This is a genomic window from Pseudomonas sp. NPDC087615 (assembly GCF_044743445.1).
GTDB lineage: Bacteria > Pseudomonadota > Gammaproteobacteria > Pseudomonadales > Pseudomonadaceae > Aquipseudomonas > Aquipseudomonas baetica_A.
Map to the genome: position 1 here is coordinate 109,232 of NZ_JBIUWM010000003.1, position 26,776 is coordinate 136,007.

General features: G+C 59.4%; 26 protein-coding genes. 10 read left to right on the forward strand and 16 right to left on the reverse strand.

The window, feature by feature from the left end; all coding sequences use genetic code 11:
• Positions 1–153: 153 nt before the first annotated feature.
• A complete protein-coding gene (locus ACIOU6_RS03090; protein ID WP_221731747.1) occupies positions 154–1,608 on the reverse strand; it encodes a TrkH family potassium uptake protein in 1,455 nt (484 codons plus the stop codon).
• A gap of 292 nt (positions 1,609–1,900) precedes the next feature.
• On the opposite strand from ACIOU6_RS03090, the gene ACIOU6_RS03095 reads away from it, so the two are divergent.
• Entirely contained in the window at positions 1,901–3,196 is a 1,296-nt protein-coding gene (locus ACIOU6_RS03095; RefSeq protein ID WP_221731746.1) for a DUF2254 domain-containing protein, read from the forward strand.
• On the opposite strand, the gene ACIOU6_RS03100 is transcribed toward ACIOU6_RS03095, so the two are convergent.
• Positions 3,190–4,512 (reverse strand): chloride channel protein, encoded by a 1,323-nt coding sequence (locus ACIOU6_RS03100; RefSeq protein ID WP_401133725.1) that lies wholly within the window; start codon positions 4,510–4,512, stop codon positions 3,190–3,192. The genes ACIOU6_RS03095 and ACIOU6_RS03100 overlap by 7 nt on opposite strands.
• Before the next feature lie 233 nt (positions 4,513–4,745).
• Between ACIOU6_RS03100 and ACIOU6_RS03105 the strand changes: the two genes are divergently transcribed.
• From ACIOU6_RS03105 to ACIOU6_RS03115, 3 genes are all read left to right on the forward strand, one after another.
• Positions 4,746–5,699: a TAXI family TRAP transporter solute-binding subunit gene (locus ACIOU6_RS03105; protein ID WP_221731744.1), complete on the forward strand. Its 954-nt coding sequence runs from the start codon at positions 4,746–4,748 to the stop codon at positions 5,697–5,699.
• 82 nt (positions 5,700–5,781) lie between these two features.
• Positions 5,782–7,809 (forward strand): TRAP transporter permease, encoded by a 2,028-nt coding sequence (locus tag ACIOU6_RS03110; protein ID WP_401133727.1) that lies wholly within the window; start codon positions 5,782–5,784, stop codon positions 7,807–7,809.
• Complete coding sequence (locus tag ACIOU6_RS03115) at positions 7,806–8,192, forward strand: DUF1850 domain-containing protein (RefSeq protein ID WP_401133729.1); 387 nt, start codon at positions 7,806–7,808, stop codon at positions 8,190–8,192. The genes ACIOU6_RS03110 and ACIOU6_RS03115 overlap by 4 nt, the downstream gene beginning before the upstream one ends.
• Before the next feature lie 67 nt (positions 8,193–8,259).
• On the opposite strand, the gene arcC is transcribed toward ACIOU6_RS03115, so the two are convergent.
• The 11 genes from arcC to ACIOU6_RS03170 form a co-directional block, all read right to left on the reverse strand.
• Positions 8,260–9,210: a carbamate kinase gene (gene arcC, locus ACIOU6_RS03120; protein WP_401133731.1), complete on the reverse strand. Its 951-nt coding sequence runs from the start codon at positions 9,208–9,210 to the stop codon at positions 8,260–8,262.
• A 29-nt stretch (positions 9,211–9,239) separates the two neighbouring features.
• On the reverse strand, positions 9,240–10,148 hold the full coding sequence (locus tag ACIOU6_RS03125; RefSeq protein WP_401133734.1) for a F0F1 ATP synthase subunit gamma: 909 nt from the start codon (positions 10,146–10,148) through the stop codon (positions 9,240–9,242).
• Complete coding sequence (locus ACIOU6_RS03130) at positions 10,148–11,746, reverse strand: alternate F1F0 ATPase, F1 subunit alpha (protein WP_311775956.1); 1,599 nt, start codon at positions 11,744–11,746, stop codon at positions 10,148–10,150. Before ACIOU6_RS03130 ends, ACIOU6_RS03125 begins: the two co-directional genes overlap by 1 nt.
• Complete coding sequence (locus ACIOU6_RS03135; protein ID WP_401133737.1) at positions 11,743–12,516, reverse strand: F0F1 ATP synthase subunit delta; 774 nt, start codon at positions 12,514–12,516, stop codon at positions 11,743–11,745. Before ACIOU6_RS03135 ends, ACIOU6_RS03130 begins: the two co-directional genes overlap by 4 nt.
• Before the next feature lie 3 nt (positions 12,517–12,519).
• Positions 12,520–12,810 carry a F0F1 ATP synthase subunit C gene (locus tag ACIOU6_RS03140; protein ID WP_221731738.1) on the reverse strand — a complete coding sequence of 97 codons (291 nt, stop codon included), beginning with the start codon at positions 12,808–12,810 and terminating at the stop codon, positions 12,520–12,522.
• Between the two features lie 42 nt (positions 12,811–12,852).
• On the reverse strand, positions 12,853–13,554 hold the full coding sequence (locus ACIOU6_RS03145) for a F0F1 ATP synthase subunit A (protein ID WP_221731737.1): 702 nt from the start codon (positions 13,552–13,554) through the stop codon (positions 12,853–12,855).
• Positions 13,545–13,871 (reverse strand): ATP synthase subunit I, encoded by a 327-nt coding sequence (locus ACIOU6_RS03150; RefSeq protein WP_221731736.1) that lies wholly within the window; start codon positions 13,869–13,871, stop codon positions 13,545–13,547. Before ACIOU6_RS03150 ends, ACIOU6_RS03145 begins: the two co-directional genes overlap by 10 nt.
• Positions 13,864–14,205: an AtpZ/AtpI family protein gene (locus tag ACIOU6_RS03155; protein WP_221731735.1), complete on the reverse strand. Its 342-nt coding sequence runs from the start codon at positions 14,203–14,205 to the stop codon at positions 13,864–13,866. The genes ACIOU6_RS03150 and ACIOU6_RS03155 overlap by 8 nt, the downstream gene beginning before the upstream one ends.
• Positions 14,202–14,606: a F0F1 ATP synthase subunit epsilon gene (locus ACIOU6_RS03160; protein ID WP_221731734.1), complete on the reverse strand. Its 405-nt coding sequence runs from the start codon at positions 14,604–14,606 to the stop codon at positions 14,202–14,204. The genes ACIOU6_RS03155 and ACIOU6_RS03160 overlap by 4 nt, the downstream gene beginning before the upstream one ends.
• A complete protein-coding gene (gene atpD / locus ACIOU6_RS03165; protein WP_401133741.1) occupies positions 14,587–16,047 on the reverse strand; it encodes a F0F1 ATP synthase subunit beta in 1,461 nt (486 codons plus the stop codon). The genes ACIOU6_RS03160 and atpD overlap by 20 nt, the downstream gene beginning before the upstream one ends.
• Before the next feature lie 89 nt (positions 16,048–16,136).
• Positions 16,137–16,901 (reverse strand): Crp/Fnr family transcriptional regulator, encoded by a 765-nt coding sequence (locus ACIOU6_RS03170; protein WP_401133744.1) that lies wholly within the window; start codon positions 16,899–16,901, stop codon positions 16,137–16,139.
• 442 nt (positions 16,902–17,343) lie between these two features.
• On the opposite strand from ACIOU6_RS03170, the gene ACIOU6_RS03175 reads away from it, so the two are divergent.
• From ACIOU6_RS03175 to ACIOU6_RS03200, 6 genes are all read left to right on the forward strand, one after another.
• Positions 17,344–18,339 (forward strand): TRAP transporter substrate-binding protein, encoded by a 996-nt coding sequence (locus tag ACIOU6_RS03175; protein ID WP_401133747.1) that lies wholly within the window; start codon positions 17,344–17,346, stop codon positions 18,337–18,339.
• 62 nt (positions 18,340–18,401) lie between these two features.
• Positions 18,402–19,034, forward strand: a complete 633-nt coding sequence (locus ACIOU6_RS03180) for a TRAP transporter small permease (RefSeq protein ID WP_221731730.1) — start codon at positions 18,402–18,404, stop codon at positions 19,032–19,034.
• Positions 19,031–20,314 (forward strand): C4-dicarboxylate TRAP transporter large permease protein DctM, encoded by a 1,284-nt coding sequence (gene dctM / locus ACIOU6_RS03185; protein WP_221731729.1) that lies wholly within the window; start codon positions 19,031–19,033, stop codon positions 20,312–20,314. Before ACIOU6_RS03180 ends, dctM begins: the two co-directional genes overlap by 4 nt.
• Before the next feature lie 181 nt (positions 20,315–20,495).
• The gene (locus ACIOU6_RS03190) at positions 20,496–20,930 is read left to right on the forward strand and encodes a YeeE/YedE family protein (RefSeq protein ID WP_221731728.1); all 435 of its coding nucleotides are present in this window, start codon (positions 20,496–20,498) and stop codon (positions 20,928–20,930) included.
• Positions 20,931–20,932: 2 nt separating this feature from the next.
• Positions 20,933–21,388, forward strand: coding sequence for a DUF6691 family protein (locus ACIOU6_RS03195; protein ID WP_401133752.1), 456 nt, complete (start codon positions 20,933–20,935; stop codon positions 21,386–21,388).
• A 140-nt stretch (positions 21,389–21,528) separates the two neighbouring features.
• Complete coding sequence (locus tag ACIOU6_RS03200; protein WP_221731726.1) at positions 21,529–22,335, forward strand: PRC-barrel domain-containing protein; 807 nt, start codon at positions 21,529–21,531, stop codon at positions 22,333–22,335.
• A gap of 78 nt (positions 22,336–22,413) precedes the next feature.
• Here the strand turns inward: ACIOU6_RS03200 and ACIOU6_RS03205 are convergent, their stop codons facing one another.
• From ACIOU6_RS03205 to ACIOU6_RS03215, 3 genes are all read right to left on the reverse strand, one after another.
• A complete protein-coding gene (locus tag ACIOU6_RS03205; protein WP_401133865.1) occupies positions 22,414–24,495 on the reverse strand; it encodes a copper-transporting P-type ATPase in 2,082 nt (693 codons plus the stop codon).
• 173 nt (positions 24,496–24,668) lie between these two features.
• Entirely contained in the window at positions 24,669–25,118 is a 450-nt protein-coding gene (locus tag ACIOU6_RS03210) for a cytochrome c (protein ID WP_221731725.1), read from the reverse strand.
• A 132-nt stretch (positions 25,119–25,250) separates the two neighbouring features.
• Positions 25,251–26,774 (reverse strand): basic amino acid/polyamine antiporter, encoded by a 1,524-nt coding sequence (locus ACIOU6_RS03215; RefSeq protein WP_401133754.1) that lies wholly within the window; start codon positions 26,772–26,774, stop codon positions 25,251–25,253.
• Positions 26,775–26,776 lie beyond the last annotated feature (2 nt).

Sequence of the window (26,776 nt, forward strand, 5' to 3'; positions counted from 1 at the left end):
GAGATGATCAAGAAAAAGATGACTGAGCCTGGCACCTGCCTATGGGATCTGGCGCGCTGAAGACAGCGCTTACCAGACCATATCCAGTCACGTTGTTCAACCTTTGGCAGTGATCAAGTCACTCCCCACCAGCGTGTTCCATGAAGGTGGCGGTCAATATCTCCAGAACACCGGTGTTATGAGCACCAACACCGTCAGGATTTCCAGCCGTCCGAGGAGCATTCCGATGGTCAATAGCCATTTGGCAGCGTCAGGCAATGATTCGAAATTACCGGCCGGCCCAATGATCGTGCCAAGCCCGGGCCCGACGTTACACACTGCCGTCGCGGCGCCGCTCAGGGCTGTTGTCCAGTCAAGCCCGATAAGGGCCAGGCCCAAAGCGATGGCGGCAATGGTAATGGTGAAAAAAAACGAGAAGGTCAAAAGCGAGCGCAAGATCTCCTCATCGATGGGGTGACCGTTGTACTTCTTTTGAATCACCGCACGAGGGTGAATCAGTTGTTTCAAGCTGCTGACCAGCAACGTGGCAGCCACTTGAAAACGGAAAATCTTGAGCCCGCCAGCCGTGGAACCTGAACATCCGCCGACGAAGGTCAGGTAGAAAAAGAGCAGCACGGCGAAGCTGCCCCATAGGGTGTAATCACCCAATGCAACACCCGTGGTGGTGACGACCGACGTCACATTGACAGCCACGATACGCAGCGCATCCCACCATCCGTATTCGCTGTTAAAGCACAGCCAGGTCCCCACCGCCAGCCAGGTAACGATCAAGAATCCGATAAAACCGCGTACCTGATGATCCTTGAGCAGCGCACGTCGATGACCACGCAATGTCGCGACATACAAGGTAAAGGGCAGGCTGCCCAGAATCATGATTACCACCGCCACCCAGTGAATCGCGGGCTGCGTCCAGTGCCCAAGTGAGGCGTCCGAGGTTGAGAATCCCCCGGTGGAGATCATCGACATGGCGTGGTTGATCGCTTCAAACGGCGTCATCCCGGCGATCCAGAGTGCAAGTGCGCCGGCCCCGGTAAGCCCCAGATAAAGGAAAAGGATGTACTTGGCAGCCACATGAGAGCGCGGGGTAACCTTTTCCGACCAATCCGAGGATTCTGTCTGGAAAAGACGCATGCCCCCCACTCGCAGCAGCGGAAGGATCGCCACGGCCATACCGATAAAGCCGATGCCGCCCAGCCACTGCAGCATCGAGCGCCAGATCAGCAACCCGGGAGAGGCCGTGTCCAACCCACTCAGAACGGTTGAACCGGTGGTTGTGATACCGGACATGGTTTCAAAAAAAGCGTCGGTGTAACTGATGTGGCTGATAAAGACCATTGGCAACGCGGCGAAGGTACACACCACCACCCAACTGCCGGTCGTGAGCAAGTACATATCCCGGGGACGAAGTTGTGCCGTCTCCGGGCGCCCACGCACGATCAGCAAAAGACCGCAGATAAAGGTAATCAGACTGGACCAGAGAAAGGCTGACAGATCGTCGCTGCGGTCATAGAGCACTAACGTAAGCATGGGGATGGCCATACTGACAGCCAGCGTGATAAGGAAAATACCCAAGATGAAGCCAATAAGTCGTATTGCCGCTATGGACATAGAACTAACCTGAAAAATGAGTGCCGCGCGGTATTGGAGGCTCAGCCTCCAGGACCCGCCATTTTAAGTGCGATCAGCAGGATCACAATGCGTTGGCGTGATTCTCGCCGATTAAGGGGGGCGTCCACCTCAAAACTTTGTTATCTCCCCGGTTTTATCCCAAAATTGCGCACAGGGCGCCTGCTGGATGAACCATTCGTACCCATGGGAACTCAATCATGGGGAGTGATCTTCCAGCCTTTGCTGACCGGAACCTGAAGACTGATCACACCACTATTCAAAGGTATGAAAAATGATCGCTCGCTGGCGCTGGCTGTTACAACAACTGACCAAACGGCTGTGGTTCAGAGCTAGCCTGTTTTCCTTACTGGGCGTGGCGACGGCGTTACTCGCCGTTGTGTTCAAGGACTACATTCCCGCTTCACTGCCTGCACGTATTGGCGCCGACGCCGTCGACAAGATTCTGGGCATCATCGCCTCAAGCATGCTGGCAGTGACCACCTTTTCCCTAAGCACGATGGTCACCGCCTACGGTGCGGCCAGCAGCGGCGTCACACCCCGCGCCACGACGCTGGTGATGGAAGACACCACAACACAAAATGCCCTCGCGACCTTCATCGGCTCATTTCTGTTCAGCCTCGTAGGGATCATCGCCTTGAGTACAGGGGCTTACGGCAGGCAAGGAAGGGTCTTGCTATTTGCAGTGACGATTGCCGTCGTGATTCTGATTGTCTACACCCTGCTGCGCTGGATCGATCATCTTTCCAAGCTTGGGCGGGTGGGCGAAACCATCGATCGTGTCGAACAGGCGACTATCGACGCAATAGACAATCGCGTGCAATGGCCTCACTTGGGCGGAGCGCCCTACCCTGACGTATCGAGCATTCCCTCCAGTGCCTATGCGCTGCAAAGTCAGCAAACCGGGTATGTGCAGCACATCGATGTGAACGCGTTGGGCGCCGTCGCCAAGGCTTGCGAGATACAGCTTTTTCTGGAGGTGCTTCCGGGGAGTTTCGTTCACCTGGGCATGCCGCTGGCCCGGATCGTGAGTTTGAACACTGAGCGCGTCGATGAGCAGCATGCTAGTAACGAGAAGATCCTCGCGGCCCTTACCATAGGCGTGCGGCGCACCTTTGAACACGACCCACGGTTTGGGCTGTCGGTGCTGTCAGAGATTGCCTCACGGGCCCTGTCGCCAGCGGTCAACGATCCCGGGACTGCGATTGACGTGATTGGCCGCGGACTCAGAAGCCTCACCTGCTGGGGCACACCACAAGACCCCGTCGCCAAGGTCCATTCAGATTGCGACCAGGTTTACCTGCGTGGTCTGGTGGTCGACGATCTGTTCGATGATTTTTTCGCGCCGATTGCCCGGGACGGGGCGGCCCTGCTCGAAGTCGATCTTCGGATGATGAAGACCCTTGTCAGCCTCGCGCAGATCAACCCGGTGTTATTCAAAAGCGCCTGTACCCGGCACGCGATCCTTTTACTCCAGCGTGCAGACCATGCACTCACACTGAAAGAGGACAAAGAACGGCTGCGAGCATCGGCCGGGGAGCTTTTGCACGAGAACGCTCCTGACTACTGATTGGCTTTGTCGATCGGCGGCTTTACCGTTGATGACTGCAGAAACCCCCGTGCCAACTGCTGATACAACTCGGGCCCCATCCGTGTACTGACCGCTTTGGCAATCAGCGCGACCGCCATGAGACTGATCACCATCCCATGGCTGTCGATCATCTCCATAACGATGATGGCGGACGTGATGGGTGATTGCGTGACCGCCGCCAGGAAACCGACCATACACAGCGCAATGATCGGCTGCGCAGCCAAGTGGAAGAGTTCGGCAGCATTGGCCCCCACCGCTGCCCCTACCGCCAGGGATGGAGCAAAGATACCGCCCGGGATCCCGGAAAAATATGTCACCACGGTCGCAAGAAAACGCGTGATCGGCGCGTGCCATGGCAGGCCGACATCCGACGCAATGATCTGCGACGTCACCCCGTAACCACTGCCAAATGACATCCCGCCGCTGAGCCAGCCCAGTATTGCCACGATCAATCCACACGCACCGGCGAACCAGACCGGATGCATACGGCGCCACTCCCAGACCACAAATCGATGATGCCGTTGCGGCCACAAGAGCATCCGGCTGAACAGTCCACCCAGAAGACCGCAGCCGATTCCGCTCGCCAGCACCGGCACCACAATATCGAGATTGATGCCCTGCACGTCGAAATGGCCGAAGTAGTTGTAATTGCCCTGCAAGGCGATAGCGACCATCCCTGACAGGATGATCGTGCTGAGCAATACCCCGCTGGTACGGGTTTCCAGCTTGCGCCCCAACTCCTCCACCGCAAAGGCGACACCGGCCAGAGGCGTATTGAACGCGGCCGCGATGCCTGCTGCGCCACCGGCCAGGATGAGATCCTCGGGGCGGATGATTCGTGCATTGGGCAGGTAACGGTGAAAGAAGTGCATGATCGAGGCGGCAACCTGAACCGAAGGCCCCTCGCGCCCGGCAGAAAAACCACCGGTCAGTGCCAGGGTGCCGAGGCCTATCTTGGCGAACGCAATACGCAGCGATACCAGCTTGCCAAGGGGTTTGCCTTGATGAGCAAGACGTGTGGCCGCGATGACCTGGGGAATGCCGCTGCCTTGGGCGCCTTCAAAGAACCGCGTGGTCATCCATACCACGAGCATGCCGACCAGAGGCGTGTAAATGAACGGCAGCCAAGGTCGTTCGGCGGTCTGTTGGGCAAATTGCGTCAATGCCAGGTCGGCCAGCCGAGCGAACATCACCACCAGCAGGCCCGCGAGGGTGGCGGCAGCCCAGAGCGTCACTCGAGTGCGCCAACGGATCGAGGTAAAACGACGTCGTATCAGCAATAGCGGTTTGATCACCCGAGCGGATTCCCGTGGAAGTTCAAGAATGTGAAGCCACCAAGATTAACCGGTTAGGGGGTGACCTCCAACCGCGGCGGCCCTGATCCATCAAAAAACCGCCGAACACGGCTAAGTCACGCCTCTCGCTCGTCAGGCGATTGCGATATTGGCGATCAGTTGCCACTTCTGCGGCGCGATCAACTACAGTTGAGTCACTCTGCATAAAGCCATAACAAGACGGAGAGTTTCCCATGCCAGTAAAAAACCGCCTCACCCTCCTGGTCGCCGCTGCAACCTTGGCAGTCACCACCGCGACGCAAGCTGCGCCGGTGTTCATCAACATACTGACGGGGGGAACCAGCGGGGTGTATTACCCGATTGGTGTCGGTCTGTCGCAGATCTACAGTGACGGCATTCCAGACGTAAAGACGTCGGTGCAGGCCACCAAGGCGTCAGTGGAGAACTTGAACTTGCTGCAGGCCGGTCGAGGCGAATTGGCCTTGGCACTGGGTGACTCCGTGGCCGATGCAAAAAACGGCGTTGAAGATGCAGGCTTCAAAGCGCCGCTGAGCAAATTGCGCGCAATTGCGGGGGCATACCCCAACTACATTCAAATCGTGGCCAGCAAAGAGTCCGGAATCAAGACGCTTGCAGACCTCAAAGGCAAGTCCATCTCGGTCGGAGCGCCGAAGTCGGGCACCGAACTCAACGCCCGAGCGATCTTCAAGGCGGCGGGTTTGACCTACGAAGACATGGGCAAGGTGCAATACCTGCCTTTTGCCGAATCGGTCGAACTGATCAAGAACCGGCAACTGGACGCCACGTTGCAGTCCTCCGGTTTGGGCATGGCGGCCATTCGCGACCTGTCCTCGGTAATGCCATTGAACTATGTTGCGATCCCTACTGACGTCGTCGCCAAAATCGGCAATCCGGCGTATCAGAGTGCAATGATCCCGGCCAATACCTATGACGGGCAGCCTGAGGCGGTGCCCACTGTTGCGATCACCAATATCCTCGTCACCCGCGCGGACGTACCCGACGAACTGGCCTATCAGATGACAAAGTTGCTGTTCGAAAACCTCACCCGTCTGGGTAACTCTCATTCGGCGGCCAAGGACATCACGCTTGAAAGCGCCGCCAAGAACCTGCCCATTGCCCTGCATCCAGGCGCCGAGCGCTACTACAAGGAAAAAGGCGCGCTGTAACGGCTTAGAGGCGCAGCGCCCGCCAATTGTCGCTGCGCCCATTGTTCGCCCTTGTTCAATGCAGTCATGAGGCAGGCAACTAATGAGTGATGATCATCACGGCATCTCTGCGAATCCGCGAGAGTGGCCGAAAACCCTGTTTTACGTAGCCTTGTTGTTCTCGATTTTTCAGATCGTCACCGCCGCATTCGCACCGATCTCAAGCCAGGTCTTGCGTGCCGTACACGTAGGTTTCCTGCTATGGGTGGTTTTTCTGAGCTACCCCGCTTATGGCAAGGACCGTCCCTGGCAGCCGCTGGCCTGGATACTCAGCCTGGCCGCCATTGCTACCGCCGTCTATCAGTGGGTGTTTGAGGCTGACCTGATTCAGCGCTCCGGAGACCTGACGTTCACTGACACGGTGACGGGCATTGTGTTGATCGTGCTGGTGTTCGAAGCCGCACGGCGAGTGATGGGGATTGCCCTACCGGTCATTTGCGGTCTGTTCCTGGCCTACGGTCTGTTCGGCGAGTATCTACCGGGAGAGTTGGCGCATCGCGGCTACGGCTTCGATCAGATCATCAACCAGCTCTCTTTTGGCACCGAAGGGCTTTACGGCACTCCGACCTATGTTTCGGCAACCTACATCTTTCTGTTCATCCTGTTCGGCGCGTTCCTTGAACAGGCGGGCATGATCAAACTGTTCACCGATTTCGCCATGGGCCTGTTCGGCCACAAGGTGGGTGGCCCGGCCAAGGTTGCGGTCGCGTCGTCCGCGCTGATGGGCACCATTACGGGCTCAGGCATTGCCAACGTCGTGACCACCGGGCAATTCACCATTCCGTTGATGAAACGCTTTGGATACCGGCCCGCGTTTGCCGCCGGCGTTGAAGCGACCTCCAGTATGGGAAGCCAACTGATGCCGCCGGTGATGGGCGCTGTCGCCTTCATCATGGCCGAAACCATCAACGTGCCGTTCGTGGAGATTGCCAAGGCGGCGTTGATTCCCGCTACCCTCTACTTCGGCTCGGTGTTCTGGATGGTTCATCTGGAGGCCAAACGCTCCAGTCTCATGGGCCTGCCCAAGGATCAATGTCCCAGCGCACTGGGCGCCGTCAAGGAGAACTGGTACCTGCTGATCCCGCTGCTGGTTCTGGTCTATCTGCTGTTTTCCGGGCGCACGCCGTTGTTCTCCGGCATGGTCGGACTGGCCCTGACCGCCATCGTGATTCTCGGCTCGGCCATCATTCTCAGGGTGCAGAGTTTCGGCCTGCGCTGCGCCTTCTGGATCGCGCTCGGAATTCTGTGCACCGGTTTCTTCCAGTTGGGTATCGGTGTGATCTTTGCGGTCGTTGCGGTGCTGGTGTTGATTTGTGCGTTCATCAAAGGGGGGCACGACACACTGACCATCTGCCTGCACGCGCTGGTCGAAGGGGCGCGCCATGCCGTTCCGGTGGGCATTGCCTGCGCACTGGTGGGCATCATTATCGGCGTGGTGTCACTGACCGGTGTGGCGTCAACGTTTGCAGGCTACATATTGGCCATTGGCCGAGACAACCTGCTGCTGTCGCTGATACTGACAATGATCACCTGCCTGGTGCTGGGCATGGGCATTCCGACCATTCCCAACTACATCATCACCAGCTCGATCGCGGCCCCTGCCCTGTTGGAATTGGGTGTGCCGCTGATCGTGTCGCATATGTTCGTGTTCTATTTCGGCATCCTTGCCGACCTGACACCCCCTGTCGCCCTTGCCTGCTTTGCTGCGGCACCGATTGCCAAAGAGTCCGGTTTCAAGATCAGCCTCTGGGCGGTGCGAATCGCCTTGGCGGGATTTGTCATTCCATTCATGGCGGTCTACAACCCGGCGCTCATGCTGCAAGGCGATAATTTGTGGATGACCGCCTACATGATGGTCAAGTCAGTATTGGCGGTCGGACTCTGGGGAATGGCCTCCACCGGTTATCTACAACGAAAAATGCCCGCATGGGAGCGCTTATTGTGCGTAGCGGCTGGAGGCTTGCTGGTGGTGGCATTACCGTTAACCGATGAACTGGGCTTCGCCCTTGGGGCCGCCGTGATCCTTCAGCACATCTGGCGTTCCCGGCAGGCCAGGATAGCCAGCGCATGATCGGTTTGTGTCTGGGCCTCACAGGGGCGGTGTGGGCTCAGCTATCGATCTCGCACTTCACGCTGGCGTGGAATCACACCATCGAAAAGATTCGCTGGGAGGAAGATTACCGCGTCACCGCCCAAGGCCTTGTGCTGGAAGAGGCTCGGGTGCGCGGTAACGGCGCGGGCATGGAAATTCCCGAGGGTGCCCGACTGGACAATGGCAGTTGGCACTACCGCCGCACACTGGCGCCTATGCAGCCACTGAGTCTGGGGCGCACCCCCGAGGCTGGCGACTACCAGTTGTGCTTCAAAGGCCAGTGCCAGCCGATGAGCCAATGGGTTGGCGCGCCGACCTATAGCCAGCCTTCCATTGAGATGTGGGCCTGTGAGGCGGGCTGAATGAATTCCAGTTCCTGCTGACAGTCCGGCAGAAGCGACGGGCCTATCAGCGCGCGAGCGCTCCCGTTCAGGGCCTCAACGGGCCGCCGCCATCAGCGCTTTTTTCAAGGGACACTTGAGTGCCCGCATGGCCGGCGATCATTTCTTCGATCTGGTCGAGCGAACCGATCACGGCGCGATGCCCCGTGGCGAGTACAAAGCTTCGCGCCGCTTCGACCTTCGGCCCCATCGAACCCTCAGGGAACGGGTACTGGGCGAGTTCCTGCGGCGTGACGTTGCCGAGCGCGCGCTGCGTGGGCAAACCCCAGTCGAGATAGACCGCCGACACGTCAGTGGCGATGACCAGCAAGTCGGCTTCAAGGTCGCGGGCGAGCAGGCTGGTGCACTGATCCTTGTCGATCACCGCTGACACACCGTGCAGTTTCTTGTCGCCCTTCTCCCCCGTGGCCGCCACCGGAATGCCGCCACCTCCGGCGGCAATGACCAGTGCGCCATGTTCCAGCAGCCAGCGGATCGATTGCAGCCCTAGCACTCGCAATGGCGCCGGTGATGCAACGACGCGCCGAAACGCGTCACCGTCCTTGGCCATGACCCAGCCCTTTTGCGAGGCGATACGCGCAGACTCGGCCTGGTTATACATCGGTCCGATCGGCTTGCTGGGATGGCTGAACGCCGGATCGTGCGGATCGACCTCTACGCGTGTGATCAGTGTGGTTACCGTGCGCGTTTGCGGCAGCAGGTTGGCCAGTTCCTGCTCCAGCAGATAGCCCAGCATGCCGTCGGTCTGCGCGCCCAACACATCCAGCGGATAGGCTTGCACTTTTTCATAGGCCGCCGCCTGAAGCGCCAGCAACCCCACCTGAGGTCCATTGCCATGCGTCAGCACCAGATCGTGATGGGCGGCCACGCGCGCCAGTTGTATGGCCGCACCGCGAATGTTCTTCAGCTGATTTTCTGCCGTCGGCGGTTGGTCGCGCCGCAACAGTGCATTTCCGCCCAACGCGACCACGACTTTCATGATTCGGTTTCCTGTTCACAGTTATCTGTTCAGTGCTGAGGGCTGGCATCTGCGCTCGGCAGCAAGGCGTCGAAGCCGGAAATCACGTCGAACAACTCTTCGTCGATGCCGGCCTGGCGTAATCGGTGGTAGTTGGCGTTCAGCGCTTGCAGAAGTTCGCCGATGTTGCGATCGGCGCGCTGCATGGCGGCGAGACGACTGGCGTTCTCGCTGGCCAACGACTCGGCGCTGGCTCGAAACAAAGACACGAACAGGTGCTCGCGAATGAACGCGCGCAGCGTCTGCGCACTGGCGCTCAGCACTTCGGGCCGTTGCGCCGTGGGCCAAGGCTGGTGTGCCAAATCGCGCTCCCAATGTCCGTCCAGGGGCAGCAATCGCTGGCTCACGGGCGTGTAGCCAGCGCCATTGGGTCGGTTATAGAAAAGAATCAGCGTGGTGTTCTGCGGTTCAACTTCGCCGCCGGCCATGGGGATTTTTTCCAGAATCTGGCCGACCAGTCGCGTGATTTGCTCGACCGATCCCGGAACGACAAAGGCGCCTTCGAGTTCTCGGCCCGCATCAAGCAATCGCTCATGCACGCGTTCGCCCACGGCCCAGAGCTTTGTCGCAGGGGATGCCGACTGGCCCAAGGCATAGTCGACCACCACCTCGTTGAACCGCCCCACCAATCCCTGATCCGACCCGAATACCAACGCGTGCACCACGTTGCATTCGGTGCGCGCTGCCGATAACCGTGGAGGCGGACCATTGGAATCGACCGAACGCAAACACACACCCAATCCCAGTTCGACCGTGTGCGCGTAATCGGCCAAGGCCGCCACTGAGCGCTCGTACTGACCGATCGCCGAGGCTGCCGACGCTTTCATGACACGGACCACGGACTTCAGGTCCCCTGCGCTGCTGATCTGGCGGCGCAGTGCGGTGATGGTGGCGGCCATCAGGCTTGGCCGGTGTCGGTCACGGCACCGTCCTTGGGCGAAACCGTGTTTGCCTGCGCTGGCGCCAGGAACGCGGCAATGGCCTGACGCGCAACCTCGGTGACCTGCTCGCGATCGGCGTCGGTCAGTTTACCGGCGGCTATCAGTCGTTGGCTCACGTCTTCGGGCAGCCCATCAGCGGCTTTCTCCACGGCTTGCTGCGCGGCAAGCATGCTGTCGAGGGGCACCGGGTCGAACAGCGCGGCATTTAACGCCAGCAAAATGGCGATCTGTGCAGGCACCGTCACCGGCGAGAATTCGGCCTGAGCCAGACAGGCGCGGATACGCTTGCCGTGGACGATGGACTGTCGCGTGTCGTCGTCCAGTCGGGCGCCGAAGCGCGCAAAGGTTTCCAATTCTTCGAACTGCGCGTAGGCAAGCTTGAGGTCGCCCGCCACCGCACGATACGCCGCGCGCTGCGCCTTGCCGCCCACCCGCGAGACAGACTGCCCAACATCAATGGCTGGCAGCACGCCCAGTTCGAACAGCGATGGCGACAGCACAATCTGCCCGTCGGTGATGGAAATCAGATTGGTCGGGATGTAAGCCGAAATATTCTGTGCCTCGGTTTCGATAATGGGCAGCGCGGTCATCGAACCGCCTCCGCGCTCCTCATTGAGGTGCGTGGCGCGTTCCAGCATGCGCGAATGGATGTAGAAAATATCCCCCGGAAACGCCTCGCGGCCCGGAGGGCGACGCAGCAGCAGCGACAGCTCGCGATAGGCGCGGGCATGGTGGGTGAGGTCATCGTAGACAATCAGCACGTCACGACCGGACTCCATGAAATACTCGGCGATGCTGGTGGCCGCGTAAGGCGCAATGTAGGCCAGCCCCGGCGCCTCGTTACCTTCGGCCACCACGACAACGGTGTAGGCCAATGCGCCTTTCTCGCGCAGGTTGGCCACCGCTTTGGCCACTGCCGACGCGCGCTGGCCGATGGCGCAATACACGCACACAACGTCTTTGTCTCGCTGGTTGAAAATAGTGTCGATGGCAATCGCTGTCTTGCCGGTCTGGCGGTCGCCCAAAATCAATTCGCGCTGGCCACGCCCGATGGGGATCAGCGCATCAATGACCTTCAATCCGGTTTGCAGCGGCTCGGTCACGGGCGCGCGGTCCATAATCGGCGCCGCCGGCCGCTCGATAGGCAGACGTTCTTCAGTCGCCAACGGCGCACCACCATCCAGCGGCCGGCCCAAGGGATCAATCACTCGGCCCAACAACGCCTCGCCCACCGCCACGTCCATCACGCGGCCGGTGCGGTGGACTTCCTGACCCGCCCGCAGATGAGCGTAGTCACCCAGCAGCACCACATCGACACCCTCTTCGTCCAGATTGAAGGCGATGCCCGACAAGCCACCGGGAAAAGACACCAGTTCCTCAAAGCCCAGGTGCAGCAAGCCTTGGACGCGGGCAATGCCGGTTGAAACGCTGACCACCGTGCCCACTTCGTGCAAAACCAATTGCGCAGTGAACGCCTGGAGCCCTTGGGTGATGCTGGCGAACGCGTCTTCAAGGACGCTTTGCAGCGTCACGTCCAACGACGCTGGCAAGGTCACGCGTGCTCCATTGTCGGCTGTGGTTTTTTCGTGGTTACTGCCAAGGCGTCAAGGTACTCGGCAATGCTCCAGGCCAGTTTCACGCCCTTCACACTCAGTTCAATACCGGTGACCAGGTCAGGGTCCGACTCGAACGTCAGCGTGATCGGCTGGCCGAGCAACGCGTCGAGCGCGGCCTGAATCGAGGCACGTTGTGCGTCCGGTAATTCGAAGGCGCTGCGCAACCGCGCCGATTCGCCTTGGCTCGTCGCCTTGAGTGCAGCGATCAATGCGTCCAGCGTGGTGCCCTCAAGAGCCTGCAAGCGTTGGATGAACACCTCGCAAGCACGCTGTTCCAGGCTGACTGATGCGAGGTCGCCCAGCACCCGGCGTGAGATGTCGTAAACCTGCCGTTGTGTGCGGCGCACGATCTCGGCGTGCAGGTGCTGCCTCTCAGTCGCCAGAGCCTTTGCTCGCGCCACACTGGCAGCCTCGGCGGCTTGGCGTGCCTCGGCCAACAAGTGCAGACGCTGCGCGTTGGCCTCCTCGGTGGCTTTGCTCAGCAAAGTGTCTCGCTGTTCGTCGAAAGCCTGATTCTTGTGCTCAAACTCATCTTGCTGCTGATGGGCCTTGGCTTTGGTGTCGGCGGCGTCCTTGAGTTCGGCGGCAATCTTCGCCTCCCGCGACGCGATGGCGTCCAGCACCGGTTGGTACAGAAAACGCTTCATCAGCCACACCAGAATGAGGAAGTTCAGCACCTGCGCGCCGACGGTGAACCAGTCGATAAGCACGGTCTATTTTCCTGCCGCTTGGGCCGCCGCCGTGACGGCGGCATTCCAGAACGGATTAGCGAAGATCAGGATCATCGACACAACAAAGCAGTAGATGGCCGTTGACTCGATCATCGCCAGCCCCACGAACAGCGTACGGGTGATGGTGGCCGACGCGTCGGGCTGTTGGGCCAACGAGCTGAGCGCCGTGGCAACCGCCCTGCCCTCCGCCAGTGCGGGCGCCATTGTGCCGAAGCCGGTCGTCAGGCCTGCCATGACGATGGAGGCGACGGCGATCAAGGTGAGAGAGTCCATAAGCGTGCCTCTGTGTGAGTTGACAGGAAATCGCGCGGCGGCTCAGGTGTCCGGCGTCGATGAAGGGGGGGTGGCCGCTGGGCTGCGGCGGGTGGCGGCGGCGATGTAAACCGCCGCCAAAATGGTAAAGATGTAGGCCTGCACCATGCCGGTGAGCAGGCCCAGAACCGTCATCACGATCGGGAAGACAAACGGCGTGATGGATAGGAGGATGGCGATGATCATCGCACCGCTCATCATGTTGCCAAACAGGCGCACAGCCAGCGCCAGCGTGCGCGACGCTTCACTGATGAGGTTGAAGGGCAGCATGATCGGCGTCGGCTGCATGTACGACTTCAGGTAGCCGGCCAGCCCCTGGCCCCAGATACCGAACAGCGGAACCGCCACCAGCACGCACAGGGCCAGCGCTACCGTCGTCGACAGCGATGCGGTGGGCGGTTCGTAGCCGGGGATCACGGTGGCTAATGCCGCCGCCGCAATGAACAGGAACAACGTACCGAGAAAACTCAGGTAGCGCTGAGGTTGCTGCAGGCCGACATCCTTGATCTGCCCGCTGATGGCGGTGACCACAATCTCCAGCAGGTTTTGCCAGCGTGAGCGTTGGTGACCGGTGGCAAGACGTCGCGTAATCAGCGCGGCACCCAACACCAGCACGATCATCAGTGCCCAAGTGAAGACAATGGTCGCGTTGAGCTTGAAGAAACCGTATTGCCAAAAGATCCAGGCATCGGGGGTCAGGCGCATGGTGGCGGTCCGGAGGTTGGCGGCGCCATGGCGACCGCACTCGGTTGGGTGACACGCAAGACAATCACGCGAGCCATGACGAAACCCAACATGCACAGGCCCAGTCGCAGCGGTTGACCGGCACCGACCAGGTAAAAGCCAAATAGCACGGTAGCGGTTCGCAGCAACAGGCTGGCGAGAAACCAGCGTGCCGGTGTCGGCGATGACGCGCCCCGACGCACCGTCCACCACAGACCGCCGAAAAACACGCCGCCCAGCGCGGCACCCGCCAACAACGCCGCCAGCCAAACCAGCGCCCAAGTACCTTGATCAATCATCACCCTGCTCCTTCTCATCGGGTTCGTCATACATGGCCTGATCTTCCTTAGACACCCAGTGCCACGCATTCAGGCAACCGAGGGTGAGCCCCGCCACCAGCAGGGCCAACGTCCAGGAGTGGCCGCCGGGATGGTGCCGATCGATCCACAGTCCAAGGGCTGCGCCCAGTAACGTAGGGACCACCACCGACCAGCCAATCAAGCCCATCATGCCCAGGCCGAACCACACCACGGGTGTGCCCCTGCGGCGCGCTTTGAGTTTGCGGGCGGCCTTGGCGCCGACTTGTTCAGCCAGTGTCAGGCCGGCAGGCGTGCGCTTGGGATCCGGTTTCATGACGCATGATCGCGCAAGGAAACGAACCGGCGCATAAACCCGGTTTCCAGCCGTGTCATGGTCTGGCGCATGGCTTGCTCTTGCGCATCCAGGGCCAGGAATTGCTGTTCGATGGCGCCGCGCAGGTGGGCCAGATCATCGCCGCGAAGCGCCCGACGCACCGAGATCACGACATCCGGCCCGGTCTTGATCAGCACGCCCTCGTCCAGCGCCAGAAACACTTCGCCTTGCGCCTCGCTCTCGAAACTGAGGATGCCCGGCACAAGCGCCGCGACGCAGTCCAGACGCCTGGGCAGCAAGCCGAATGCCCCTTGTGCCGTCTCGGCAACGATGCTCGACACATTCGCTTCGACGGCAAACACTTCGAAGGGCAACAACACTTTAAGTGTCATCAGCAGCATGAGTGGGCTCCTTGGCAGCCTTACTGGCAGGCGGTTTAACCTTGGCTTTGGCTTCGTCGACCGCCCCGATCATGTACAGCGCGCTCTCGGGGAAATCCTTGAATTCGTCCGCCAGAATGCGCTCACAGCCATCCAGCGCATCCTCCAGACTGACGAGCTTGCCGCTCATGTTGGTGAACTGCTCGGTGGTGAAGAATGGCTGTGTGAGAAAACGCTCCAGACGCCGCGCACGGGCCACCACTTTGCGGTCGTCGGGCGACAATTGCTCCAGCCCGAGCATGGCGATGATGTCCTTGAGTTCGGCGTATTGGGCCAGCGTGCGGCGAATGGCCTGCGCCAGTTGGTAGTGGCGCTCGCCGACGATACCCGGCGTCAGCACTTTGGAGCTGGACTGCAGCGGGTCGATGGCTGGAAACAGCCCTTCGCTGGCGCGTTTGCGTGACAGCACGATCGACGCCGAAAGGTGCGAGAAGGTATGCACCGCCGCCGGATCGGTGAAGTCGTCGGCGGGTACATACACCGCCTGAATCGAGGTGATCGCACCGCTGTCGGTGTTGGCGATACGTTCTTCCAGTGCCGCCAGCTCGGTGCCCATCGTCGGCTGATAACCCAGACGGGACGGCATCTGCCCCATCAGACCAGAGACTTCCGAGCCGGCCTGAATGAAGCGAAAAATATTATCGATGAGCAGCAACACATCGCGTTGTTCGTCGTCGCGAAAGTATTCGGCCATCGTCAGCGCCGCATGCCCCACGCGAAAACGCGCGCCGGGCGGCTCGTTCATCTGGGCGAAGATCATCACCATGTTGGGCAATACGCCGGCGGCCTTCATTTCCCGGTACAACTCTTCGCCCTCACGGGAGCGCTCGCCGATACCGCAGAAAATGCTCACGCCCTCCTGATGACCGATCATGTTATGGATCATTTCGGTCAGCAGAACCGTCTTGCCGACGCCGGCCCCACCGAAGAGGCCCGCCTTGCCGCCGCGTTCCAGCGGCGTCAGCACATCAATGGCTTTGATACCGGTCTCGAAGACTTCGGAGCGGGTGGAACGACGTACCAGAGGCGGCGGTGGCTGATGCACAGAACGCCATTGCACAGCCTCCAGCGCGGGCTGGCGATCGATGGTATTGCCAAAGACGTCGAACATGCGCGACAAAATCTGCTTGCCGACCGGGGCCTGCAACGGCCCACCGGTGTCATGTACCGGCATCCCTCGTGCCAGACCCTGCGTGGGCGTCAGCGCGATACCCCGCACATGATGTTCGTCGCGCTGGGCCAATACCTCAATAGCTATCTTGCCCGCATCGCCTGCGCGCAACAGGGTGTGGATGGGCGGCAGCGCGGCAGCGAAACGAATGTCCACGACGCTGCCACGTATGGCCGCGACCACACCGAAGTCAGCCGCATCCGTCTCGGTTCCCGCCTGTCGTTCCTTCATCGTGTCGTCTCCCGTCAAACCTTGCTCCATCATCACCCGCGCGCTCACTGGCCGCTGTGCGGTAGCGAACACAAGAGGCCGTCACAGCATCAGTGGACATGCGCCGTGAGCGCATGACAGACAGGCCTGCGCAAGTGTTCTGGCTGAGCGCAAGGAAGAAGTCGGTCGGTCTCATGCTTAACAACGGCGTAACACTCGCAACTCAATTCCTCGAGTTGGGGGCGGTCGAGCACGGTGATCAGCCCTCGGCAGTACTCGATCACGCCAAGCTTCTGCAACTTGCGGGCGGCCTCGGTAATGCCTTCACGGCGCACACCGAGCATGTTGGCAATGAGTTCTTGAGTCATGACTAGCTGATTACCCGGCAGGCGATCCAGCGACAACAACAACCAACGGCACAGGCGCTGGTCGATTGAGTGATGACGATTGCAAACCGCCGTCTGCGCCATTTGCGTGATCAACGCCTGGGTGTAACGCAGCATCAGACGCAACATTTCGCCGTGGCGATTGAACTCGTCCTTGAGCAGTTGCCCTCTGAGCCGGAACGCGTAGCCGGCGCTCTGCACGACCGCCCGGCTTGAGGTGCTCTCGCCGCCCATGAACAAGGCGACACCGATCAACCCTTCATTACCCACCACCGAAATATCGGCCGCCGCGCCGTTTTCCATGACGTAGAGCAATGAAATGATGGAGTCGGTCGGGAAATAGACGTAGCGCAAAACGTCTCCGGACTCGTAAAGGACTTTGCCCAGCGGGAATGACACCAGCTCCAGTTGAGGCAACAGGCGATGTCGAATCTCGACCGGCAGCGCGGCAAGCAAATGATTTTGCTGAGGGTTTGGTAACTCGGACATGTCAGTCGCCTTTTGTTCAGAGCCAGATAAACCTGCCTGTCTGTCTCTATCAAAATGGATGGGGCCATGGCTGCGACTATGAGGGCCGTCAACCACTGCCAGGCATTCGGCAAAAACGCCAAAGCGCCCGCCCTGGCTTTGCACTGCGATGACTTCAATCTAGGCGCCTGAAGGGTTGATGAGTAGCCTCGGAAACTACCTATACGCACCGATCTTGAGTGCCAGGGCAGCCCTGTAGACTGGCAAAAGGTTCGGAAACTACTCAGGGGCAATTGCAGGTCTTGGCGCGCGGGTGCTTGACGTTATTCGCATTGCGCTCCAGCAAAATCCGCGAATCAGCCTTCAAACATGATTTTTTGCCTAGACTTGTGGTTGGCCGTATAACGAATGCGCGTCAGAACATTGAACTGTACAAAAACTAAAAGAAGAGGAATTCCCCCAAATGTTCAAATCCCTATGCAAGGCACTCGCCTGCACGCTTGCTCTAGGCAGCATGGGCACGGCCATGGCCGCTGATCCGATCATCATCAAGTTCTCACACGTTGTCGCCGAGCAGACCCCCAAGGGGCAAGGCGCCGTGCTGTTCAAGAAGCTGGTCGAGGAACGCTTGCCCGGCAAGGTCAAGGTTGAGGTCTATCCGAACTCGTCGTTATTTGGTGACGGCAAAGAAATGGAAGCCCTGCTGTTGGGCGACGTACAGTTGATTGCGCCATCGCTGGCCAAGTTCGAGCAGTACACAAAGACCGTCCAGTTGTTCGACCTGCCCTTTCTGTTTGATGACATCGCCGCGGTCGACCGCTTTCAGTTGAGCCCGCAGGGCCAAGGACTGCTCAAGTCCATGGAAAGCAAAAACATCACAGGCCTGGCCTATTGGCACAACGGGATGAAGCAGCTATCTGCCAACAAGCCGCTGCGTGTTCCTGGCGATGCCCGAGGCCTGAAATTCCGCGTGCAGGCCTCGGCCGTACTTGAAGAGCAATTCAAGGCCCTGCGCGCCAATCCGCGCAAGATGAGCTTTGCCGAGGTGTATCAGGGCTTGCAAACCGGTGTGGTCAACGGTGCGGAAAACCCTTACTCGAACATCTACAGCCAGAAAATGAACGAGGTACAGAAATACATCACTGAGTCCAACCATGGCGTGCTGGATTACATGCTGATCACCAACACCAAGTTCTGGAATGGCTTGCCGCCGGATATTCGCAGTGAGCTGGACAAGATCATTGTGGAAGTCACCGCCCAGGTGAACAAAGAGGCCGAGCAACTCAATCAGGACGCCAAGCAAAGCATCATTGCTGCCAAAACCACCGAAATCATCACTCTTACACCTGAGCAACGCGATCAATGGCGCGTCGCGATGAAGCCGGTCTGGAAAAAATTCGAAGCCGATATCGGCCCTGAGCTGATCACTGCTGCCGAAGCCGCCAACAAGGCCAAATGACCGGTGGGCAGGGGCTGGCACGCCAGCACCTGCCTGTCATCACGCTACAGGAGATGCCATCCATGAATGCCTTTCGGCGCATATGGGAACACTTCGAGGAGGGTTTCATTGTCTTCCTTTTGGCCGCCATGACGTTGGTGACGTTCGTCTACGTCATCCTCAACAACCTCTATACGCTCTTCTACCGACTTGCCGACAACTGGGAAGGCGCCAGCGAAACGTTATTCGCCATGGGCGATCGGGTCATGACAATGGCTCAGGCCATGACGTGGAGCACCTCGCTCACCAAGGCGCTATTTGGCTGGCTGATCTTCTTCGGATTGTCCTACGGGGTGCGTACCGCCGGTCATATCGGCGTTGATGCGCTGGTCAAACTGGCCAGCAAACCCGTCCAGCGGCTCATTGGCATTTTGGCCTGTCTGTGCTGCCTGACCTACGCCGGGTTGCTCAGTGTGGCCAGCTTCGAGTGGATTCATACCTTGATGACAGCAGGAATAGGCGCCGAAGATCTGGGCCATTTCGGCATCATGCAATGGCACATAGGGCTGATCGTTCCCGTGGGTTTTGCGTTGGTATTCATCCGTTTCGCCGAAATTTTCGTGCGCATCCTGTTGCACCGCCAGACCGGGCTGGGCCTGGCCGATGAAGCCGCTGACGTGATGAAACTGACCGAGCACGAGGACGACAAACAATGACCATTGCCTTCCTGTTCGCGACACTCTTTGCACTGATGTTCATCGGTGTACCGATTGCCATATCCCTGGGCCTGGCCGGTTCATTGACCATTGTGTTTTTCAGTCCGGACTCTGTCCGTTCCCTCGCGATCAAGCTGTTTGAGACATCAGAACACTACACACTGCTGGCCATTCCGTTTTTCTTGCTGGCAGGCGCCTTCATGACCACCGGTGGCGTTGCACGTCGCCTGATCGACTTTGCCAACGCTTGTGTCGGTCATATCCGTGGTGGACTGGCGATTGCCGCCGTATTGGCCTGCATGCTGTTCGCCGCCCTTTCCGGCTCCAGCCCGGCAACGGTGGCAGCCGTCGGGTCGATTGCCATTGCCGGCATGGTTCGCTCTGGATATCCGCAAGAATTCGGCGCGGGAATCGTCTGTAACGCCGGGACCTTGGGCATTCTGATACCGCCCTCGATCGTGATGGTGGTCTATGCGGCTGCCACCGAGACCTCCGTCGGCAAGTTGTTCATGGCCGGCGTCATACCCGGCTTGTTGCTGGGCTTATCGCTGATGGTGGCCATCTACATCGTCGCGGTGAAGAAAAACCTGCCTGCCATGCCGCGCGCCACGCTGCGTGAGTTTCTCGGCACGGCGCGCAAGGCGATCTGGGGCCTGCTGTTGATGCTGATCATCCTGGGAGGCATTTACAGCGGGATGTTCACCCCCACCGAAGCTGCTGCCGTTGCTGCGGTGTATTCGGCATTCATCGCCTTGTTCGTCTACAAGGACCTGACGTTTCGTGAAACGCCCAAAGTCCTGCTGGACTCGGCCAAGCTGAGCATCATGCTGATGTTCATCATTGCCAACGCCATGTTGTTTGCTCACGTATTGACCACCGAGCAACTGCCCCAGCAAATCACGGCCTGGGTCATTGAAGCAGGGCTGACGCCAGTGACCTTCCTGCTGGTGGTGAACGTGGTTTTATTGATCGCCGGCGCCTTCATGGAACCCTCGGCCATTATCCTGATTCTGGCCCCGATCCTTTTCCCCATTGCCATGAAACTGGGTATCGACCCGATTCACCTTGGCATCATCATGGTGGTCAACCTGGAGATCGGCTTGATCACACCGCCCGTCGGTCTGAACCTGTTCGTGACTTCCGCCGTGACGGGGATGTCAGTGCCCGCGACCATCAAGGCCGCGATGCCTTGGCTGATGCTTTTGCTGCTGTTCCTGATACTCATCACCTATGTCCCGTGGATTACCCTGGCGCTCCCAAACTGGTTGGGCATGAATTAATCCTTGGTGCTCTCGATCCTTGACGGCTGATCCCGACGGATCGTTAAAAATCAGCCACTCGGCAGCTTCAATCAGCCTATCCTCGCGCTGACCGCTTTGGCGGTCAGCGCGACGGCCATCAGATGATCAGGATTGCATCGCGATCAACCTTCACTCCACACGCCCCTGTAAGGAGAGCGTCATGATCGACATGAACCACTTCACGCCGTTGAGCGCCTTGATCGGAGGCTTGCTGATCGGCACGGGGGCAGTGCTGTTGATACTGTTCAACGGGCGCATCGCTGGCATCAGCGGCATTGTCGGCGGTCTGCTGCGCCCGATAACCGGGGATATTGCGTGGCGTGCGGCGTTCGTTTTGGGCCTGCTAATGGCGCCACTGGCTTTTAGCCTGGTCGCCGCTATGCCTGCGATAGAGATCGATGCCGGATATCCGCTGTTGATTGTCGCTGGCTTGATCGTCGGCGTCGGCACGCGTTATGGCGCTGGCTGCACCAGCGGCCACGGTGTGTGTGGATTGTCGCGATTATCGACGCGCTCTGCGGTCGCGACACTGGTGTTCATGGGGGCGGGTTTCGTTACCGTTTTTGTCGTTAAGCACCTTCTGGGAGGCCTTTGACCATGCCGCTCTTCTACGCGTGGCTTGCCGGGCTGATTTTCGGTATCGGTTTGCTGATTTCCGGCATGACAAACCCGGCAAAAGTCATTGGCTTCCTCGATTTGGGCGGGCGCTGGGATCCGTCGCTGGCCTTCGTCATGGCCGGCGCCATCGCGGTGGCGGCGGTAGGCTTCAAGTTCGCCAGAACCCGCACCCGATCACTGCTCGGCCTGCCCATGAACCTGCCCGCCGCTCGACACATCGAGCGGCGTCTGGTCATCGGCAGCCTCCTGTTCGGGTTGGGCTGGGGCCTGGCAGGCATTTGCCCTGGCCCTTCCCTGGTTCTGCTAGGTGCGGGCATCGGCAAAGGCGCCGTTTTTGTCATCGCCATGCTGGTCGGCATGGGGCTGTTTGAATGGCTTGAGCGCCAAAAACGTCGCGGGTCGCCGATCCCTTCCTCCGTGAATAAACCCACCTGACTCCGCTCTTTCAGCGTGCGCCAGCGAACAGACGCTGACGCCGTTAAAAGCACACCCTGTCCTTGGGCAGGTCGAATAATCGGCCTGCAGCCTTTCCATGTGCCGAGGACATCGATCGGTGCGCTACGAAGGACAGTCCTATGTTACGAAGCATGCGAGACCTCAAGGATTACACCATTGCGGCAACCGATGGTGACATCGGGGAAGTCAAAGACTTCTATTTCGACAATGAGGCGTGGGTGATCCGTTATTTTGTCGTCGAGACCGGCGCCTGGCTTGCCAGCCGCAAGGTCCTGATCACTCCCCTTTCCATCCAGGACGCCGACTGGACGCAACGTCGGCTGCACGTAGCGCTCACCAAGGATCAAGTCAAAAACAGCCCAAGTATCGACGTCGACAAACCGGTCTCTCGACAACATGAAATGCAATATCTGGGTTACTACGGTTATCCGTACTACTGGGGAAGCGCAGGCATGTGGAATGCCGGGATGTACCCCGGTGGCTACGGGCTGCCGGGTGGTCCACCTCAAGACGAACATGCCCGCGAGCAGAGTGCAAAAGCCGAGCGCGCGCGCCATGAAGATGACGACCCGCACTTACGCAGTTGCAAAGCCATCATCGGGTATCACATCAAAGCCACCGATGGCGAGGTGGGGCATGTCGACAGCGTGCTGATCAACGAACAGACCTGGGCGATTCAATACCTTGTGGTCAACACCAGCAACTGGTGGCTTGGGCACAAAGTGTTGATTGCTCCTGAATGGATTGACGATATCCGTTGGCTGGATAAATCCGTGTCGGTCGACCTCGAATGCGCCTCGATCAAGGCATCGCCGCCTTATGAGTCGTCTGAGCAGTTGAATCGGGAACAAGAATCGAACCTGCATCACCACTATGGACGGACCGGCTATTGGCTGGTTGAAACCGTTATCGAGCACAAGCAGTAAGTGCACCACAAATCAGAGAGAAAACATCGTTTGCCCGTCAGATACCTGAACGGGCAAGTGACTCTGCGCAGTAGAACCCTAGCCACGCAAGCGCAGTGCATTGGTCACGACCGACAATGAGCTCAGACTCATGGCAAACGCGGCAACCATCGGCGACAACAACCAACCGGTGAACGGAAACAACAAACCGGCAGCCAACGGCACGCCGAGCGCATTGTAGACAAGCGCAAAGCCAAGGTTCTGTTTCATGTTGGTGACCGTCTGCTGCGAAATCGCACGCGCTTGGGCAATGCCACGCAAGTCGCCTTTGACGAGGGTGATCTGGGCGCTGTTCATGGCAACGTCTGTGCCTGTTCCCATCGCTACGCCGACATCGGCCCGGGCCAGCGCCGGGGCATCGTTGATACCGTCTCCGGCCATTGCGACGACGCATCCTTGTTGTTGCAGTTGCTCCACCAGCGCGAGCTTATCGGCCGGTGTGACACCTCCGTGTACTTCTTCGATGCCCAACTTCGCGGCAATGGCTTTGGCTGTCGTCAACCCATCACCCGTGGCCATGATGACGCGGATGCCCTCAGCTTTGAGTTCCGTCAAAGCGGCGGCTGTGCTGGACTTTATGGGGTCTGATACCGACAGCAGCCCTGCGGCTTTGCCGTCGATGGCCAGCAGCATCACGCTGGCCCCTTCGGCCCGGAGTGCTTCGGCCTGGGATTTCAAGCCGTCCACCGAAACCTTGAGCTGCTCCATCAATAAGGCGTTGCCCAAGGCCAGGGTTTTGCCCCCTACCCGTCCGCGCACGCCAATGCCCGTGCTCGATTCGAAGTCTTCGGCCTTGCCAAGGGTCATGCCGCGTTCACGCGCAGCGCTCACGATGGCGGCGGCAAGAGGATGCTCACTGCCTTGATCCAGGCTGGCAGCCAGTTGAAGCACGTCGTCCTCGGTGCTGCCTGCTGCGGCGATCACGCGGTCAAAGCGCGGTCGACCCTCGGTCAGGGTGCCGGTTTTGTCGACGATCAAGGTGTCGACCTTACGGAAGTTCTCGATCGCCGCAGCGTCCTTGAACAGTACGCCCCTTGTCGCAGCCTTGCCGCTGGCGACCATGATCGACATCGGTGTGGCCAGGCCCAAGGCACAAGGGCACGCGACGATCAGCACCGCCACGGCATTGATCAGTCCATAGACCCAGCCCGATTCCCCCGTCGATGTGGCCCCGAACAGCCCCCATATGAAAAAGGTCAGTATCGAGACACTGATGACGGCTATAACGAAATAACGCGCTACGGTATCGGCCATACCCTGCATCGGGGCCCTCGAACGCTGCGCCTGCGCGACCATCTGCACAATGCTGGCGAGCACCGAATCCGCGCCAACCTTGTCCGCCCGCATCACCAGTGCGCCGCTGGCATTGAGGGTGGCGCCGATCAGCTTGTCGCCGACGCCTTTGCTCACGGGCATAGGCTCGCCGGTGAGCATTGATTCATCGACCGCACTGGTGCCCTCGAGCACTTCACCGTCAACCGGTACCTTCTCGCCAGGGCGCACACGCAGTTGGTCCCCGGGCCGCACATCGGCCAGCGCGACATCCGTTTCGCTGCCGTCGTCAGCCATACGCCGTGCCGTTTTCGGGGCCAGCCCCAATAATGATTTGATAGCCGCGCCCGTCTTCGACCGGGCTTTGAGCTCAAGTACCTGGCCCAGCAAGGTCAATGAAATGATCATGGCCGCCGCGTCGAAGTACACCGAGACCCGCCCCATGGCCACGAACGAGGCCGGAAAAACCCCAGGCGCTACAGTGGCAACCACGCTGTAAACGAAGGCCGCCGACGTCCCCAGGCCGATGAGTGTCCACATGTTCGGACTGGCGTGCAGAACCGATTGCACTGCCCGTTTGAAGAACGGAAAACCTGCCCAGAGCACCACCGGCAAGGTCAACGCCAGTTCTATCCAGCTCTGCAGGGCCATATCCAACCCGTGCAGGTAGGGTCCGGACATGGCGAGTATCGCGACGATCACGCTCAGCGGCAGGGTCCAATAAAAGCGGCGGCTGAAGTCCTGTAGCTCCGGGTTCTCGGTGTCCTCGGCGGTGGGGATGACGGGTTCCAGCGTCATGCCACACTCAGGGCAGTTGCCCGGGCCGCTCTGTCGCACCTGCGGGTGCATCGGGCAAGTGTAAAGAGTGGCTTCGGAGGCGACCGGGTTGGCGTGCAGATCCGCTTGCGGGACATGGGTGTCTTGCATGTTCATGATATTTCCCCTTTTCGGTCAGGAACGCGGGTGGCGTGCCGTGCCGATTGGTGACTGGCGAATCAATGACGCAACCCAGAACGGCCCGGCTATTTCTGCGCTTGCAAATACTGCTGAATAGCGTCGATTTCCTCTCGGGTGGGCGGTTTTCCATGGTCGGTTCTGAAGCTCGATGAACCCCAGTGCGGCATGACCCTGCTCAGAGGTTCACCTTCATCATCGATGCCTTGGAGCACTGCACGCTCAAATAACTCAGGCTTCCAGGCACTGGCATCGCCTACCAGTTTGGGCGCTTGAAGCCCCGTCATTCCCGAGCCGCCCTGACCGCCCATTGTGCCCATCCCATTCATCATGCCCTGCCCGCCGTTTGAACCTCCCATACCGGGTGTCATCGCGCCCATGCCAACCGCCCCACCCATTCCACGTTCGCCATGGCATTGGGCGCAGTTGCTTTGGTACAGGGCCGCGCCATCGAGTGGCGCGGCCAGGCAAAAGGTCGAACTGAAGAGCAACACAAACGCAAGATATGAACTGTTCATCGAAAGCTCCCGGTTGTGAGTGGGCCAAGCCCTGCGGTCTGGCCTATTACGGCCCATACCTTTTACGAAGGCACGAGCCATTTTCTTCTTGCGTGAGTGGGCTGCGCGCGCACAGATGAACAAAGCAATCGTTCACGGCGTGTAGACCTGCGTCAGATGCCCACTGAACAACATCCACATCGCCACGACCCCAAGCACCACGAGTACACCCGCCACGATCATCTCGATCATGTTGAACACTGGCTCATTCGGCGCGTGCTCCTTGCGTGCCCAGATGAACACCAGGTTGCCGAGGGCGAAGAACACCGCGCCGGCGATCATGTACTCGAGGCCGGCGGCATAAACCAGCCAGAATCCGTAGATCGTGCCCAGGATGCTGGTGACCAGCGCTGTGGTTTTGGCGGTTTTTGCGGTGGCTGGATAGCGCCCGTTTGCCATGACTTTCCACAAAAAACCGGTAGCGCCGATATAGGCCGGCAATATCATCACGCCCGTGATGGAGATCATCACGTTCCAGGCGTTGTTGGAGAAATACATGAGGATCATCACGGCCTGCATCACCACGGTGGAGACCCATAGCGATACCGAGGCCGCGCCTTTTTTATTGGTCACTGCGAATGTTTTCGGAAAGGTTCCGTCCTTTGCCGCCGCCCATGGCAGTTCCGCCACCAACATGGTCCACACCAGCCAGCACGCCAGCACCGAGATCAACACTCCAGCGTTAACGAAGTACTCGCCCCATTTGCCGACAATCGACCCCAGGATCGCTGCCATGGACGGCGGCGCGATGACCGACAATTGCGCCTGCGTCATGATCCCGAAGGGCAACACGGAAATCAGGACGTACAGCAGCAAGGTCACAAAGAACCCCAGTAATGTCGCTCGACTCACCGTCCTGGCGTCCGATTTGTCGGACATGACCACTGCGCCCTCAATGCCGATGAACACCCAGAGGGTCACCAGCATCGTGCTTTTCACCTGTTCCAGCAGGTTGCCCAGTGGCTTGCCGCCGGCCACGTTGTCGCCGACGTTGCCCCAGAAATCGCTCGTGAACAGACCCGCTTTCACCGAGACGGCCACCACACCGACAAACACCGCAATGGGGACAAATTTGGCAATCGTGCCAATCACGTTAAGCGTCGACGCACTCTTGACGCCGCGCAATACCAGCCAGTTGAGTATCCAGAACACACTCGACCCGATCAGGATCGCCAGCCAGGTGTTGCCGCCCTTGAAGTACGGGGGGAAGAAGTAGTTGAGCGTGTCCATCAACAGCACGGCGAAGCCAACGTTGCCGAAGGCGGACGATAGCCAGTAGCCCCAGGCAACCTGAAAACCGGCGAACTTGCCGAAGCCCTGGCGCGAGTACATGTAGATGCCGGCGGTTATGTCTGGCTTGATCTCGGCCAGCACTTGAAAGGTACGTGCCAGAAAGAAAATACCCAGCCCGGACACCAGCCAGGCGATCAGTACCGCACCGAGTCCCGCATGTTGTGCCATGTTTTGTGGCAGGTTGAAGGCACCGCCACCCACCATGGCACCGATGACCAGCAAGGTCATGGAAACCATGCCGAGCTTGTCGGTAGCGGTTGCTTTCTTCGAGGCGGTTGTAGCACTGGAATCCTGAACAACGCCCGGTACTGTGGCTGTTTTCATGG

Coding starts and splice junctions, on each gene's coding strand:
- ACIOU6_RS03090 (WP_221731747.1), bottom strand. CDS start 1,608: ATGTCCATAGCGGCAATACGACTTATTGGCTTCATCTTGGGTATTTTC.
- ACIOU6_RS03095 (WP_221731746.1), top strand. CDS start 1,901: ATGATCGCTCGCTGGCGCTGGCTGTTACAACAACTGACCAAACGGCTG.
- ACIOU6_RS03105 (WP_221731744.1), top strand. CDS start 4,746: ATGCCAGTAAAAAACCGCCTCACCCTCCTGGTCGCCGCTGCAACCTTG.
- ACIOU6_RS03110 (WP_401133727.1), top strand. CDS start 5,782: ATGAGTGATGATCATCACGGCATCTCTGCGAATCCGCGAGAGTGGCCG.
- ACIOU6_RS03115 (WP_401133729.1), top strand. CDS start 7,806: ATGATCGGTTTGTGTCTGGGCCTCACAGGGGCGGTGTGGGCTCAGCTA.
- arcC (WP_401133731.1), bottom strand. CDS start 9,210: ATGAAAGTCGTGGTCGCGTTGGGCGGAAATGCACTGTTGCGGCGCGAC.
- ACIOU6_RS03125 (WP_401133734.1), bottom strand. CDS start 10,148: ATGGCCGCCACCATCACCGCACTGCGCCGCCAGATCAGCAGCGCAGGG.
- ACIOU6_RS03140 (WP_221731738.1), bottom strand. CDS start 12,810: ATGGACTCTCTCACCTTGATCGCCGTCGCCTCCATCGTCATGGCAGGC.
- ACIOU6_RS03145 (WP_221731737.1), bottom strand. CDS start 13,554: ATGCGCCTGACCCCCGATGCCTGGATCTTTTGGCAATACGGTTTCTTC.
- ACIOU6_RS03150 (WP_221731736.1), bottom strand. CDS start 13,871: ATGATTGATCAAGGTACTTGGGCGCTGGTTTGGCTGGCGGCGTTGTTG.
- ACIOU6_RS03155 (WP_221731735.1), bottom strand. CDS start 14,205: ATGAAACCGGATCCCAAGCGCACGCCTGCCGGCCTGACACTGGCTGAA.
- ACIOU6_RS03160 (WP_221731734.1), bottom strand. CDS start 14,606: ATGCTGCTGATGACACTTAAAGTGTTGTTGCCCTTCGAAGTGTTTGCC.
- atpD (WP_401133741.1), bottom strand. CDS start 16,047: ATGAAGGAACGACAGGCGGGAACCGAGACGGATGCGGCTGACTTCGGT.
- ACIOU6_RS03170 (WP_401133744.1), bottom strand. CDS start 16,901: ATGTCCGAGTTACCAAACCCTCAGCAAAATCATTTGCTTGCCGCGCTG.
- ACIOU6_RS03175 (WP_401133747.1), top strand. CDS start 17,344: ATGTTCAAATCCCTATGCAAGGCACTCGCCTGCACGCTTGCTCTAGGC.
- ACIOU6_RS03180 (WP_221731730.1), top strand. CDS start 18,402: ATGAATGCCTTTCGGCGCATATGGGAACACTTCGAGGAGGGTTTCATT.
- dctM (WP_221731729.1), top strand. CDS start 19,031: ATGACCATTGCCTTCCTGTTCGCGACACTCTTTGCACTGATGTTCATC.
- ACIOU6_RS03190 (WP_221731728.1), top strand. CDS start 20,496: ATGATCGACATGAACCACTTCACGCCGTTGAGCGCCTTGATCGGAGGC.
- ACIOU6_RS03195 (WP_401133752.1), top strand. CDS start 20,933: ATGCCGCTCTTCTACGCGTGGCTTGCCGGGCTGATTTTCGGTATCGGT.
- ACIOU6_RS03200 (WP_221731726.1), top strand. CDS start 21,529: ATGTTACGAAGCATGCGAGACCTCAAGGATTACACCATTGCGGCAACC.
- ACIOU6_RS03205 (WP_401133865.1), bottom strand. CDS start 24,495: ATGCACCCGCAGGTGCGACAGAGCGGCCCGGGCAACTGCCCTGAGTGT.
- ACIOU6_RS03210 (WP_221731725.1), bottom strand. CDS start 25,118: ATGAACAGTTCATATCTTGCGTTTGTGTTGCTCTTCAGTTCGACCTTT.
- ACIOU6_RS03215 (WP_401133754.1), bottom strand. CDS start 26,774: ATGAAAACAGCCACAGTACCGGGCGTTGTTCAGGATTCCAGTGCTACA.